At 58.3% G+C, this 14,429-nt stretch carries 13 protein-coding genes and 1 pseudogene; all 14 read right to left on the bottom strand.

Annotated elements, in window-relative coordinates:
- Positions 1-5: 5 nt before the first annotated feature.
- The 14 genes and pseudogenes from CLU84_RS05540 to hisS all read right to left on the bottom strand — a co-directional run bounded on the left by CLU84_RS05540 (position 6) and on the right by hisS (position 14,361).
- Positions 6-830, bottom strand: a complete 825-nt coding sequence (locus CLU84_RS05540; RefSeq protein ID WP_099736329.1) for a polysaccharide deacetylase family protein — start codon at positions 828-830, stop codon at positions 6-8.
- 84 nt (positions 831-914) lie between these two features.
- Positions 915-1,859, bottom strand: coding sequence for a YncE family protein (locus CLU84_RS05535; RefSeq protein WP_233210093.1), 945 nt, complete (start codon positions 1,857-1,859; stop codon positions 915-917).
- 510 nt (positions 1,860-2,369) lie between these two features.
- On the bottom strand, positions 2,370-2,894 hold the full coding sequence (locus tag CLU84_RS05530) for a phosphoribosyltransferase (protein ID WP_099736328.1): 525 nt from the start codon (positions 2,892-2,894) through the stop codon (positions 2,370-2,372).
- 41 nt (positions 2,895-2,935) lie between these two features.
- The gene (locus CLU84_RS05525; RefSeq protein WP_099736327.1) at positions 2,936-4,312 is read right to left on the bottom strand and encodes an adenylosuccinate synthase; all 1,377 of its coding nucleotides are present in this window, start codon (positions 4,310-4,312) and stop codon (positions 2,936-2,938) included.
- Positions 4,313-4,349: 37 nt separating this feature from the next.
- Entirely contained in the window at positions 4,350-5,498 is a 1,149-nt protein-coding gene (locus CLU84_RS05520) for an ATP phosphoribosyltransferase regulatory subunit (RefSeq protein ID WP_099736326.1), read from the bottom strand.
- Positions 5,499-5,592: 94 nt separating this feature from the next.
- Positions 5,593-5,781 carry a DUF2065 family protein gene (locus CLU84_RS05515; protein WP_099736325.1) on the bottom strand — a complete coding sequence of 63 codons (189 nt, stop codon included), beginning with the start codon at positions 5,779-5,781 and terminating at the stop codon, positions 5,593-5,595.
- 61 nt (positions 5,782-5,842) lie between these two features.
- Positions 5,843-6,733 carry a protease modulator HflC gene (gene hflC / locus CLU84_RS05510; RefSeq protein ID WP_099736324.1) on the bottom strand — a complete coding sequence of 297 codons (891 nt, stop codon included), beginning with the start codon at positions 6,731-6,733 and terminating at the stop codon, positions 5,843-5,845.
- Positions 6,734-6,744: 11 nt separating this feature from the next.
- Positions 6,745-8,132, bottom strand: a pseudogene (gene hflK / locus CLU84_RS05505) (FtsH protease activity modulator HflK).
- 71 nt (positions 8,133-8,203) lie between these two features.
- Complete coding sequence (gene hflX, locus CLU84_RS05500; protein ID WP_099736323.1) at positions 8,204-9,367, bottom strand: GTPase HflX; 1,164 nt, start codon at positions 9,365-9,367, stop codon at positions 8,204-8,206.
- Between the two features lie 99 nt (positions 9,368-9,466).
- Entirely contained in the window at positions 9,467-9,727 is a 261-nt protein-coding gene (gene hfq / locus CLU84_RS05495) for an RNA chaperone Hfq (protein WP_099736322.1), read from the bottom strand.
- Positions 9,728-9,831: 104 nt separating this feature from the next.
- Complete coding sequence (gene der / locus CLU84_RS05490; protein WP_099736321.1) at positions 9,832-11,172, bottom strand: ribosome biogenesis GTPase Der; 1,341 nt, start codon at positions 11,170-11,172, stop codon at positions 9,832-9,834.
- A 15-nt stretch (positions 11,173-11,187) separates the two neighbouring features.
- Positions 11,188-12,363 carry an outer membrane protein assembly factor BamB gene (gene bamB, locus CLU84_RS05485; protein ID WP_099736320.1) on the bottom strand — a complete coding sequence of 392 codons (1,176 nt, stop codon included), beginning with the start codon at positions 12,361-12,363 and terminating at the stop codon, positions 11,188-11,190.
- 2 nt (positions 12,364-12,365) lie between these two features.
- Positions 12,366-13,043, bottom strand: a complete 678-nt coding sequence (locus CLU84_RS05480) for a tetratricopeptide repeat protein (protein WP_099736319.1) — start codon at positions 13,041-13,043, stop codon at positions 12,366-12,368.
- A 49-nt stretch (positions 13,044-13,092) separates the two neighbouring features.
- Positions 13,093-14,361 carry a histidine--tRNA ligase gene (hisS, locus tag CLU84_RS05475; protein WP_233210084.1) on the bottom strand — a complete coding sequence of 423 codons (1,269 nt, stop codon included), beginning with the start codon at positions 14,359-14,361 and terminating at the stop codon, positions 13,093-13,095.
- Between the last annotated feature and the right edge of the window lie 68 nt (positions 14,362-14,429).

The following is a 14,429-nucleotide window of genomic DNA, read 5'->3' as shown; positions in this document are numbered from 1 at the left end:
GGCACTCAGCGGTGCTGCGCAATCCAGCCTTGATACGCAGGATGCTCGGCCAGCGTACGGAAGCAAAAGCCTCTTTCCAGCAGGCCAACGATCAGCGGCTCCAGCACTGCGGGTGCCCATGGGTCTTGACGTGACCAGATGCCAAGATGAGCCAGCAAGATATCGCCGCTGCCTATGTTTTTGAGCGCCTGCGACAGCAAACGTTCATTGGGGTATTTATCGCTGGGCAGCTCATCGCCCAGAAAGCCCGCAGGCGCCCAGCCAATGTGCTGATAACCACCCTGCTGCGCCGCAGCAATCAATGCGGGCGATGTCTTGCCGCCCGGCGCGCGGTACAGCGGCAAGGGTTTGCGCCCGGTCATCTGCGTGAGCCGCTGAGCGGCTCGGGCAATTTCTTGCTGGTATTCGGCAACCGAGACCACAAAGCTCTGCCCCGCTCTGGGCCCTGCCGACGGCTTGACCTTGAAGTGCGTGACCTGCCCTGTGGCCTTGTCGCGAATATCAGCCAGCCAGTACATGTGGTCAAAGGTGTGCGATGCGAGCTGGTGGCCCTCATCCGCGCGCGCCTTCCACCAGGGTGCCCAGAAGTCGCTAAGACTGCTGCCACCCTCTTTCGCCGGCTCACTGGCGGCGAAGAAGGTGACGGCCACCTTGTGCTTTTGCAGCACCTGGGCAACCAGATTGGCGATGCCCATGTGCCCTGTATCAAAAGTCAGGTAAACCGGCTTGTTGCATGCACTAGCAGCTATCTTTTTTGAATATTCTTCAGCCACAGACAACCCGGGCAGGCCAGCCGCCGCGGATGCGAACATGAATTGACGTCTTTGCATCCACCCTCCTTCAGGTGAACTGGTCGGCGCTCAACACGCACTGAAGTGCTCCCCACCGTTTAATTGCAGCAAGGAGAGCTTCGCTTAGCGTGCGGCGTGGGACAGTGTCCAGACACCGTGGGGCGACTTGCCCACATTGACCTGATTAACCACCTTCTTCTCTACCGTGTCGATCACAGAGAGCTTGCGCGCCCAGCGCGAGGCTACATAGATGTAGCGGCCGTCAGCCGACACATCCATACAGTCCGGGCCACCCGGCGCCGGGTAATTGGCGACGACCTGGCTGGTGACCATATCGATCTTGCTGATGGTGTTGGCCACACGGTTGCTCACGAACAGGTGACGATCATCGCCCGCAGCACGGAAGGCATGTGCGCCCGCTGCCGTCTTAATCTGTCCCACGCTGCGTGGCTCAGCACCTGTGAGGTCAAACACCTCCACGCCATCACCGCCGGTCAGGCCCACAAACAGCTTTTTGCCATCAGGGCTGCCATAGACATCGGCAGGCATAGGACCGGTGGGCACGCGAGACTTGATGGTCTGCGTGGCGATGTCGATGGCCACCAGCGCATCGCTGTCCTGCATGGTCGAGTAAAGCGTCTTGCTTTGCGCATCGACAAACAGATGGCTAGGCGTCTTGCCCGTGGACACACGCTTGACCAGCGTGGGGGTCTGCGTCGCCGCATCCCAGCGGTAGAAATCGATGTGGTTGAGACGGTTAGCCGCCGTGATGAACCACTTCATATCGGGCGAAAAGCGCAGGTGGTAAGGGTCCACGATGTCGCGAATCACGCGCTGCACAGCGCCTGTGCGCGGGTCAATCAGCGACAGCGAATCCCCCAGCGCATTGGCCACAACCAGCGACTTTTCGTCAGGCGTCAGATACAGGTGATGCGGCTCTTTGCCCGTAGGAATGCGCGATTGCTCCTTCCAAGTCAAAGGATCCACCACGCTGATGGAGGCATCCAGAGAGTTCAGCACAAAAATAGGCGTCGGGCCTTGTACCGTACGAGATGCCTGCGCCGGCATGACGGCTGCCGGACGAGGCAACGCGTCAGAAGCTGCAGCGGTTGTCGCAGCCGTCGCTGCAGGCTTTGCCGCTGGCGATGCCTGCGCCGAAGCAGCCGTCGTAGATTTGAATCCAGGCATTGCCGAAGCACCCAGCCAGGCCACCGCACCCACACCAATCACCAGTGCCACAGCAGCGCCAGTGCGCCCAATAGAAAGACGTCCCACAACCACCACCTTCTCAGAATTCCTGCAGTGTATCCGCGCCAGAGCAGCCACTGCCAACACAAGCCAACTGTTTGCAGAACTTGCTGCTGTACAAACCAGGTGAAGCCTTAACGGCGCTGGCTCATACTATGGAAAAACATCAAAAACAGGAGCAGCTAGCGCCTGCCTTGCATATTATTCAGTACTAAAAATACTTGAAACTGTTGGAATAAAGGCACGTATTGCTCACTCAATGATGAGCATCATGCTTCTATAAAAAAAGGAGCCCTAAGGGCTCCTTTTTTGCAAGGCTGAGCAAGGTGCTCAGACCTTCCATTTCTCTGCCAATTTTTCAGGGCTCTGAGAATCGTAGCCCTCGAATGGCTGGTGAATCCAGGGGTTGGTACCCAGATAGTCCACCGAGTAGTCAGGCTCGAAAGTCGACACACCCTTGGTCCAGATCACAGCGCTGCGCAGCTCAGTGATTGGAGCATAGTTGGTCTTGAGCATGGCGATCACGGCCTTGAGCGTCGCACCCGAGTCCGCCAGATCGTCCACCAGCAGCACACGGCCGGATATGTCGCCCTTGGGCGTGGCGATGAAGCGACCGATGTCCAGATGACCCTGCACCGTACCGGCTTCGGCGCGGTAGGAACTGGTGGACATGATGGCCAGGGGTTTGTCGAAAATGCGACTCAGGATGTCGCCTGGACGCAGACCACCACGTGCCAGGCACAGGATGGTGTCGAATTCCCAGCCAGACTGGTGAATCTTGACCGCGAGCTTTTCGATGAGACCGTGGTACTCGTCGTAGCTCACATACAGGTGCTTACCGTCTTCAGTCAACATGGGCACAGTTCCTTTGAAATTTCAGTGAAACCCCAGCACGCTTACGCGGCGCTGTAGGGGTTATGCATCAGGATGGTGTGATCGCGGTCAGGGCTTGTGGAAACCATGGCAATCGGCACACCCGTTACTTCCTGGATGCGGTCCAGGTAACGACGCGCATTCACAGGCAGCTTGTCGTACTCGGTCACGCCCACGGTGGAGTCAGTCCAGCCGGGGATGGATTCATAAATGGGCTTGCAACGCTCGATATCGTCGGCACCCAAGGGCAGCAAGTCGATGGTTTCACCATCCAGCTCGTAGCCCACGCACAGCTTCAGCTCTTCAATGCCGTCCAGCACGTCAAGCTTGGTGATGCACAGGCCGGACAGACCGTTGATCTGAGCCGAGCGCTTGAGCAGCGCAGCGTCAAACCAGCCGCAGCGGCGCGAACGACCCGTAGTTACGCCCTTTTCGGCGCCCACAGTGCTCATCACATAGCCAGGAGTGCCTTCCTTTTCCCACTCCAGTTCGGTAGGGAAAGGACCGCCACCCACGCGAGTGCAGTACGCTTTGGTGATACCCAAGATGTAGTGCAGCATGCCAGGGCCCACGCCAGCGCCAGCAGCGGCATTGCCAGCCACGCAGTTGGACGAAGTCACATAGGGGTAGGTGCCGTGGTCCACGTCCAGCAGCGTGCCTTGGGCGCCTTCAAACAGCAGGTTGCCGCCTTCAGCGTGCGCAGCATTCAGTTCGCGCGACACGTCGGCGATCATGGGCTTGAGCAGCTCTGCATGGCGCATGGCTTCTTCGTACACAGCTTCGAATTGAATCTCGCCGTCCTTCATGTAAGGAGCCAGGCCAGTGCCGAAGTCGAAGTTCTTGGAACCCAGCACGTTGACCAGAATGTGGTTGTGTAGGTTCAGCAGCTCACGCAGCTTGGTTGCGAAGCGCTCGGGGTGCTTCAAATCTTGTACGCGCAGAGCACGGCGGGCGATCTTGTCTTCGTAGGAGGGGCCAATGCCCTTGCCAGTAGTACCGATCTTCTGCACGCCGCCCTTTTCACGGGCTGCTTCGCGACCAATGTCCAGTGCCACGTGGAAAGGCAGGATCAGCGGGCAGGCTTCGGACACGCGCAGACGGTCACGCACTTGCACGCCGGCCTTTTCCAGACCTTCGATTTCTTCAAACAGCTTGCCCACGGACAGCACAACACCGTTGCCGATGTAGCACTTCACGCCAGGACGCATGATGCCGCTGGGAATCAGGTGCAGAGCCGTCTTCACGCCATTGATGACCAGAGTGTGACCCGCATTGTGGCCGCCCTGGAAACGCACGACGCCGTTGGCGCTTTCAGTCAGCCAGTCAACCAGCTTGCCCTTGCCCTCGTCACCCCACTGGGTTCCGACTACGACGACGTTGCGACCTTTGGATGTATTCATATCTCAATCCGATAAATCGAAGAATTAGTCAAAAGCCTTAAACGGCTTGCACGACCCATTGCCCGCCAACATTGGCAAGCTCACGGTCGCAGTGAAACTCGTCCACTTCGCTTTCATGCCCAGGCAGTACGCAGACCACCGTCTCGCCCTGCTGGCGCAATGCGGAAATGGCAGCAGCCACTTGCACGTCATCACCCCAGGGAGCGCGAATGGCAGCCTTGAGCGGACGCTCGGGCACGACAGCCACCAGTTGTTTGATATCGAGACTGAAGCCGGCAGCGGGACGATTGCGCCCGAACACTGCACCGACTTCGTCGTAACGGCCACCGCGCACCAGGGCATCGCTGCCGCCGGGCACATAGATCGCAAAGCGAGTACCGCTGTAGTAGGAGTAGCCACGCAGATCGGCCAGGTCGAAGCTGACCTTGACGCCATCCAGATGCTGCACGAGCCAGCGCAAATGTGACAGCACATCGCGCACGCCGGCAGTGCGCTCGAGCAGCTTTTCCGCCTGATCGAGCACTTCCATGCCGCCGTAAAGCTGCAGCAGCGCCATCAGGCCTTCGCGCGAAGCTTCAGGGAAGTCGACGGTCAGTGCCGCCAGCTCCGTCGCATCCTTGGAGGCCAGCGCTGCATGCACACCAAGCAGCATCTGCTCGTCCACCATCAATCCAGCCAGCAGGCTGCGCACGATGCGCACATCGGCCAGATCCACGATGACGTCCTTAACGCCTGCGCCCTTGAGGCAGTCGAGCGCCAGAAGCAGTGCTTCCAGATCGGCCTCAAGACCTTCGTGACCATAGATTTCAGCACCAAACTGGAAGGGCTCACGTGTGGCACGCGGGCGATCGGGGCGCGCATGCACCACGGGGCCGCAGTAGCACAGGCGAGTCACGCCTTTGCGATTGAGCAGATGAGCATCAATGCGCGCCACTTGCTGCGTCATATCGGCACGCAAGCCCATGGTGCGACCAGAGAGCTGGTCAATCAGTTTGGAGGTTTGAAGGGCAAGAGCTTCGCCTGTACCCGTCAGCAAGGATTCCAGATACTCGAGCATGGGTGGCATGACGAGTTCATAGCCATAGCTGCGCGCAGTATCGAGCAATCCTCGACGCAATTCTTCGATGTGCCGTGCCTCGGAAGGCAAAACATCGGCAATGTGATCCGGCAGGACCCAAGCAGACATGGAGAAATGGGGAGGCTGTTAAAAACGTGATTCTACCGGCTTTGCCAGCCCTCCCCAATTTGACCCGCAACGCCTAGCCAGTATCGACTGGTATTTATAGCAAGGCCAGCGAAATTGCGCCCGCTGCGATACACAGCAATCCACAAAAGCGTAGCTGCCCGTCCTTGAGCTGCAACAGCTGCGTAAACATCTGTCGCCATTGCCTTGGAGCGAGCAACGGCAGCAGCCCTTCAAGCACCAGCACCATGGCCATCGCCATGCCCAACGATTCCCACCAATCCATTTCTGTCTCCTGAAATAAACAATGGCCCTCAAAGGGCCATTGTTTCAATCTAAGTCAAAGCTTATTTGCTGCCTGAGCCACCATTGCGGTAGGCCTTGAAGAACTCGCTTTGCGATGGATCCAGCACCAGCACATCGCTCTTCTTGGAAAAGCTTTCCTTGTACGCATCCAGGCTGCGGTAGAACTGAGCGAACTGCGGATCCTTGCCAAAGGCTTCGGCATAGACACGAGCGGCTTCAGCATCGCCCTCACCCTTGATCTTCTGGGCATCGCGGTAAGCGTTGGCGATGGTGATATCACGCTGGCGATCTGCCTCAGCACGAATTTTTTCACCTTCAGCGGCACCGGTAGAGCGCAGCTCGTTCGCTACGCGCTTGCGTTCCGCTTCCATGCGTCGGTATACGGACTCGGTAATGGTCTCGGCGTAATCCACGCGGGTAATACGCACGTCCACGATGTCCACACCCCAGGGCTTGGCACCACGCACAGTTTCCAGCACTTCACGCTTGACGTCAGCCATCAGCGTTTCGCGCTTGGAAGATAGCAGCTCGCGCACGGTGCGGCGGTTGATCTCTTCCTGGAAAGCATTGCGCACCACACGGTTGAGCTGCATGGCACCTGCGGACTCATCCAAGCCCACGTTACGGATGTATTCCGAAGGCTCGGAGATGCGCCAGCGCACATACCAGTCAATGACCACGCGCTGCTTTTCAGCCGTCAGCATGGGCTCGGTATCCGTGCTGTCCAGCGTCAGCAGACGCTTATCGATGTAGCGCACGTTCTGAAACGGAGGAGGCATCTTCCAGTTCAGACCGGGTTCGGTGATCACTTCCTTGATCTGACCCAGCGCATAGACCACGCCAAACTGGCGCTGATCCACCACAAACAGGGTGGAGCTCAACAAAGCCAGCACCACGAGAATGCTGGTGACAAAAAATCCGATTCGATTCACTGCATTCTCTCCTAGCGTGCGTCACGATCGCGGCTACGGGCATCGCGGCTGCGAGCGTCACCGGCGGGATTGGGTACTACACGTGCGGCAGCAGGAGTCGTCGAAGCCACCCCGCAGCAGCATCACCCGAAGCGGCAGGTGCGGCAGCACCATTCACACCCTGCATGATCTTGTCCAGCGGCAAGTACAGCAGGTTGGAACCCTGACGCGACTCGACCAACACCTTGGTCACGTTGCTGTAGACCTGCTGCATGGCATCAAGGTACAGACGGTCACGCGTGACTTGAGGCGCCTTCTGGTATTCGGTGTACAGCGAGCTGAAACGACCGGCATCACCCTGAGCCTGCGCCACGATCTTGGCCTTGTAGGCCTGAGACTCTTCACTCAGACGTGCAGCCGTACCCGTGGCACGAGGCACCACGTCGTTGGCATAGGCCTGTGCTTCGTTCTTGGCGCGCTCACGCTCTTGCCCAGCCTTGAGCACATCGTCAAACGAGGCCTGCACCTGCTCGGGCGGACGCACGCCGCCTTGCTGCATATTGATGCCCACCACTTCCACACCCACCTTGTAGCGATCCAGAATGGACTGCATCAGGTCACGCACGCGGGGGGCAATCTGGTCACGCTCTTCAGCCAGAGCCGTGTCCATCTTCATCTTGCCAACCACATCGCGCACAGCAGATTCAGCGACCTGAATCACGGCTTCGGAAGGGCTGCGGCTTTCAAACAGCCAAGCACGTGCATCGCTGAGGCGATACTGCACAGCAAACTTGATTTCGACGATGTTCTCGTCTTCCGTGAGCATGGCCGACTCGCGCAAACCGGTGCTGCGCACGATGTTATCGCTACCCACATCGGCAGAGCGAATCTGCGAGACATAGACCAGCTCATGCTTTTGCACCGGGTAAGGCAGGCGCCAGTTGAAACCTGCACCCACCGTGCTCTTGTACTTGCCAAACTGCGTGATGACGGCCTGCTGGCCTTCCTGCACGATGAAAAAGCCTGTACCGAGCCAGATCAGTACCGCAACGCCAGCAATAAGGAATACACCCTTGCCTGGGTTGAAGGGTTCTGTGGGCTGACCACCGTTACGCGCAGGAGGCGCGCCACGGCCATTGCCGGAGCCTCCGCCAAACAGACCCGAGAGCTTGCGATTGAGATCGCGCCAGACCTCTTCCAGATCAGGCGGCTGCCCGCCTTGCTGAGAAGAAGGTCGAGGACGCTGCTCAGGAGCAGGGGGCGGCGAAGGACGCTCCCCCTCTGGTGCCGAGTTATCGGGCTTGGAGCTATCTTCGTTATTATTGTCGCCACGACCCCAGCGCGGATCGTTCAAATTGAACATCCCGCGAATGCGTTGCGGCAACACCGCCAGGCGATGGACGCGTTGTGAAAAATTCATGCGAGACGTCTCTGTATTTTCAAAAAGACATGGACCATGGCAAGCATTGTGCCCAATAGGAACGTAAGCCCCTAGTGTTGTGCGTCGTCGTCAGGGGACATCCAGGACGTATCGCCCCGAGCCTCAACTTCTTCGCTTGCTGCCTCTTCACGTACCTGCAAAACCCGGTCAGTCAACATTTGTCGCAGCTGCGCAAGCCCTTGCCCAGAGCGAGCACTGACAAACACACGCGGCACTGAATCGCCATCAAGCTCGTACATATCCTGCAACTCGGCAGGCATCCGTTCGGGATCAATCGCATCCAGCTTGTTGAAGACCAGAATCTGCGGCACATCATCGGCCCCGATTTCCGCCAGAACTTTTTGAACTTGTTGTATTTGTTCCGGAAAACCTGGGTTTGATGCATCCACGACATGCAGCAGCAGATCGGCGTCAATCGCCTCCTGCAAGGTGGCCTGGAAGGCATCCACCAGACCGTGCGGCAAATCGCGAATAAAACCAACGGTATCTGACAGAGACACTGATTCCTCAGCCTCGACCAGATACATCTGTCGGGTTGTCGTATCCAGCGTGGCAAACAGCTGATCCGCAGCGTAGGCACGAGCCTTCACCATGGCATTGAACAGCGTAGATTTGCCCGCGTTGGTGTAGCCAACCAGAGAAATATTGAAAACGTCACGGCGCGAGCGCTGACGGCGCTGCGTAGTACGCTGCTTTTTGACCTTCTTCAAACGCTCTTTGGTGCGCTTGATGGATTCGTCAATCATGCGGCGGTCCAGCTCAATCTGCTTTTCACCAGGGCCACCGCGGCCGCCGATACCCCCGGCCTGACGCTCCAGGTGACTCCAGCGACGCACAAGACGGGTGCTGATGTACTGCAGTCTGGCCAGCTCAACCTGCAACTTGCCTTCGTGGCTGCGCGCACGCTGGGCAAAAATTTCCAAGATCAGCATGGTCCGGTCGTTGACCGGCATCTGGATATGTCGCTCAAGGTTGCGCTGCTGCGCCGGGCTCAGGGACTGGTCAAACCAGACCTCCTTGGCGCCGTGCATCTGGGCCAGCATGCGGATTTCATCCGCCTTGCCGCTGCCCACAAACAGTGCTGGATCAGGAGCTTTGCGCTTGCAGGTCAAGCGCGCCACGGGTTGCAAGCCAGCAGTCTGAGCCAGCAGGCCCAGCTCTTCCAGCTCGTCGTCGAAATGGGGAACGCCAAAATCCACGCCGACCAGCAACACTGGCGCAGACGCGGAACGTTCAAAGGATTCAGAACTCAAATACCTGTCCCGTAGGGTAAGCCGCGCCGGGCAAGCCGGCGGGCGTTGACGCAAAGCAGCTTAAGAAGCAGTTGCTTCGGCGTCGTTATCAGCCGGAGTAGCGGCCGAGAAGTTCACGGCACGGCCGGGAACGATGGTGGAGATGGCGTGCTTGTAAACCATCTGGGTTACGGTGTTACGCAGCAGCACCACGTATTGGTCAAACGACTCAATCTGGCCCTGCAGCTTGATACCGTTCACCAGATAGATGGAGACCGGCACATGTTCACGACGCAGTGCGTTCAGGAACGGATCTTGGAGGAGTTGACCTTTGTTGCTCACGATATTCTCCGTGTTCGAGGAGTGTTGTTGTAAACCGACACGTTACCACACCCCCTGAGAAAACCAGTCAAAAAAGGGTTTTCCCTAGGGTTTCGCGACAACAGTTAATCCTTGTCGGCGTAAGGATTATGAGAGGTTTTCAAGTCGATGCGCAACGGAGTTCCAACAAGATTGAATTCCTTGCGGAAACGACCTTCCAGGAAGCGCTTGTACGCTTCGGTGACATGTTCCAGCGAGTTGCCATGAATCACGATGATGGGCGGATTCATGCCGCCTTGGTGGGCGTAACGCATCTTGGGACGGTACGCGCCAACCTTCTTGGGCGTCTGGAACTGAATAGACTCCAGCAGAATGCGCGTCAGCACAGGCGTAGGCATCTTGCAGGTGGCCGCACGGTGCGCCTGAATGATGGACTTCCACAGCGGCTCGATACCCTGACGCTTTTGCGCAGAGATGAAGTGCATGGGAGCGAACTTCAGGAAGGACAGTCGCGTCTCAATGGAGCGCTCCAGCATCTGGCGTTGGTAATCGTCCACGGCATCCCACTTATTGATGGCCAAAACCACCGAGCGACCGCTTTCGAGAATAAAGCCCGCAATGTGCGCATCCTGATCAGTCACGCCAGCCGTGGCATCAATCAGCAGCAGCACCACGTTGGCGCCTTCAATGGCCTGCAGTGTCTTGACCACCGAGAACTTCTCAATCGCCTCAAACACCTTACCCTTGCGGCGCAAACCCGCCGTGTCGATCAGCTCGAACTTCTGACCATTGCGCTCAAACGGCACAGTGATCGCATCACGCGTGGTGCCCGGCATGTCAAAGGCCACCAGACGCTCTTCGCCCAGCCAGGTGTTGATCAGTGTGGACTTGCCTGCATTGGGGCGGCCAGCTACGGCCAGGCGCACGGGGCGCTGATCGTCATCACCAAAAATTTCTTCTTCGGGTTCTGGCAGATTGAGCAGGCCCAGAGCCATATCAACTAGGTCACGAACACCTTGGCCGTGAGCGGCAGACACTGCCTGAACCTCGCCCAGACCTAGTTCATAAAACTCAGTTAGCTGGAGACCGTCCTTCATGCCTTCGGCCTTGTTGGCCACCAACAGCGTGGGCTTGCCCAGGCGACGCAGGTAATTGGCGATCTCATGATCCTGACCGGCAAGACCGGCACGGGCATCCAACACGAAGATCACCACATCGGCTTCGGCGACTGCCTGCTGCGTCTGCTTGGCCATCTCCTTGAAGATGCCGCGCGATGCGTCAGGCTCGAAACCGCCGGTATCGATGACGATGTACTCATGCTTGCCCTGACGACCCTGGCCGTAATGGCGGTCACGCGTCAGCCCTGCAAAGTCAGCGACGATGGCATCTCTCGACTTGGTGAGTCGATTGAACAGCGTCGACTTGCCCACATTGGGGCGCCCTACCAGGGCAATAACTGGCTTCATTCCAAAAACAATCTATCAATCAGGCTTGAAGCCATACACCGTGCCGCTACGGCTGACGACCACCAAAGTATTGGCGGCAACAACCGGCGACGTGGCGACTCCCGCCTTGTCAGTTTCCAAACGGGCCAGTGCAGAGCCATCTTCACGCGAGAGCATGTGCACTGTCCCAAAATCATCAGCCAGCAGCACCGAGCGGCCCAGCACCAGTGGTGCGGTCAGCTTACGGTACTGCAATTTGTCGATGGACCACAGGCGCTGACCATCATTGCGGCTCCACGCCTGCACCGTGCCATTGCTTTCAGCACCAAACACGGCCTGCGCATCGCCAGCCACGCCGTCGCTGCCTTTGGAGCTTTGAGTCCAGCGCACGTTGGCATTGCTGACATCCACACACCCGACCGACGCTTGGAACGCGCGAGCGCAGACGCTGCTGTCAACACGGCTGACGGGGCCGACCAGATCCACCAGTCGCTCCACATCGTTCGTGCCGCGCGGTGCGGCCAGAGGCGCCATCCAGCGAACGGAACCATTGTCAGGATCGACTCCGACCAGACGGCCAGAGACACCTACAACCAGATTATTACCAACAGCCTGCAAAACGCCGGGCTGTCGCAAAATAAGCGGTTCGTTGCTGGGGCCTTCAACCGACCACAACTCGCGGCCGGTATTGCCATCAAATGCGGCCAGCGAGCGATCAGCTGCCATCACAAACACGCGGCCACCGGCCACCAGCGGTGGCGTATAGACTGCGGCATTCAGCGTCTGCTTCCACAGTTGCTTGCCTTCAGCAAACACTATGAGCTGGTTGCTGCGTGTGGCGACAGCGGTGCGCTGGCCATCACTGCCCACGCCCGTGGTCAGCGCTTCGCCCACGTTGAACTTGCCCACATGGCTGCCCGTGCTGCCATCCAGCGTCGTGACGCTGCCATCCTTGGTCACCACGATCACGTTATTGCCCTGCACCAGAGCAGGCATGGCCAAAGGCACTTCACTGCCCAGCTTGACCGTCCATGCCTGATGCACCGCAATCTTGGCGGGGTTAGGACCCAAGTCCTGAGGCTTGGGCTTGTCCTTGCCGCTGAACATTGAGCAGGCGGCCAGCGATGCGGTCAACGCAGTCAACATCAGCACGCGGGCTGCAGATTTCGCTGCGGGAGCAGCCGATTTCATGGGATGGGCAAAAGTCTTCAAAATTATTTCTCCGACGACGTTGTCTTGACCAGAGTGGCCGCTTCAGGAGCAGCACCCAGCGCATTGAGCTTGAACTCCACCAGATGACGGTAGTCCAGCTCCTTGTCCATCGCCTTGTAGGCAGACTGGTACTGAGCGATTGCCTCAGTCTGCTTGCCCAGCGCGGCATACAGATCACCACGGCGATCAGCCTGCAGACCGGCAAAGGACTCGGGCATGGAAGCCTCAAGCACCTTCAGACCTTCGTCATAGTTTTTTTGCTCTTCCAGCACAGCCGACAGACGCAGGCGCGCCAGAGCCTTGTAGCCCTCGTCGCCCTTTTCCGCCACCCAGCTCAGTTGAGCCTTGGCATCATCGAGCTTACCCGCCTCTACCGAAGCCTTGGCCATCTGCAGTGCGGTTTGCGCAGCCTGGGTAGTGCCAGCGAACTTTTCCTTGAGCTCGGCAAAAGCATGGTCTGCACGCGCAGCATCCTTGGCGAGCAGCGCCTCATCAACCGCATACTCCAGCGCCGAAGCCTGAACGGCCTGACGCTTTTGCCAGTACTGCCAGCCATTCCAGCCAGCCAGAGCGGCGAAGACCACCACCAAAATGGCGGTGATCAGAGTCCCCCAGGAGTTCCAAAAATGCTTGAGCTGCTCAATTTGCTCTTGTTCTTCAAGATCTAGATGGTTTGCCATGGCTACTTTGGTTGAATGGAACGCTGGTCAGAAAACGAGAAGCGGAGAATCAAACCGCTGATTTTAGGCTGTCAGCCCACTGGGCCACATCCGCCAGCGATTGCTGGGATTGCTGGCCTTCGCCATCGCGCAGCGACTTGACGGTGACCTTGCCCTGGGCCAGTTCATCGCTGCCGAAGATCAAGGCAAAGCGTGCACCCGATCCGTCGGCCTTTTTGAACTGAGATTTCATCGAGCCCATGCCTTCAGCCGAGCCACCTGCGGCAGCATGCATCTGCACGGCCACGCCGGCGCTGCGCAGCTGCTGCACGGTCTTGAAGACCTGAGGCAGCGACGAGGCATCGGGAATGATGGCGTAAACATCGGCGGCAGGCGCGGGGATCTCGGTGCCAATTTCCTTGAGCACTTCCAGCACGCGCTCAACACCCATACCCCAGCCCACGGCCGGAGCGGGCTTGCCGCCAATTTCTTCAATCAGATAGTCGTAACGACCGCCGCCGCAGATGGTGCCTTGCGAGCCCAGCTTGTCGGTAATGAACTCGAACACAGTGAGGTTGTAGTAGTCCATGCCGCGCACCAGACGCGGGTTCAGCGTCCAGACCACGTCGTTCGCGTCCAGAATGTCCTGAACGGCCTTCAGGTGCGCCTTGGAGGCATCACCCAGATAGTCCACCAGCTTGGGTGCAGCGTTGACCATGTCCTGCATGGCTGGGTTCTTGGTGTCCAGAACGCGCAGCGGGTTGCTGTGCATGCGGCGCTTGGCCTCTTCGTCCATCACATCGGTGTGTTGTTCGAAGTAGGCAATCAAGGCTTCGCGGTGGGCCTTGCGCTCATCGGGCTGACCGAGGCTGTTGAGCTCCAGGCGCACATCATTAATGCCCAGCTCTTTCCACAGCTGTGCAGCCAGCAAGATTACTTCAGCATCTAGCTCAGGACCCGCAAAGCCCATGGCTTCAACACCGACCTGGTGGAACTGGCGATAGCGACCGCGCTGAGGACGCTCGTGACGAAACATCTGGCCGATGTAGAACAGGCGCTTGCCGCCTTCATACAGCAGATTGTTTTCAACCACGGAGCGCACCACACCCGCTGTGCCTTCAGGGCGCAGAGTCAGGTGCTCGCCATTGAGTTTGTCTTCAAAGGAGTACATCTCCTTTTCGACGATATCGGTCACCTCGCCCAGACCACGCACAAACAGGGCGGTGGGCTCCACGATAGGCGTGCGGATATTGCGATAAGCAAAGCGCCCCATAAGGTCGCGCACCTTGGATTCAAACCATTCCCAGCGAGCCGAATCGGGCGGGAGGATGTCGTTCATGCCTTTGACGGCAGTCAATTTTTCGTTCTTGGCCACGTGAAATCTCACATTGGGGCTACTAGCAAAAC

Origin of the sequence: Comamonas sp. 26 (assembly GCF_002754475.1) — a bacterium.
Taxonomy (GTDB): domain Bacteria; phylum Pseudomonadota; class Gammaproteobacteria; order Burkholderiales; family Burkholderiaceae_C; genus Comamonas.
Note: the sequence above shows the minus strand (reverse complement) of the source record. Positions and strands in the feature narration are given on the sequence as shown.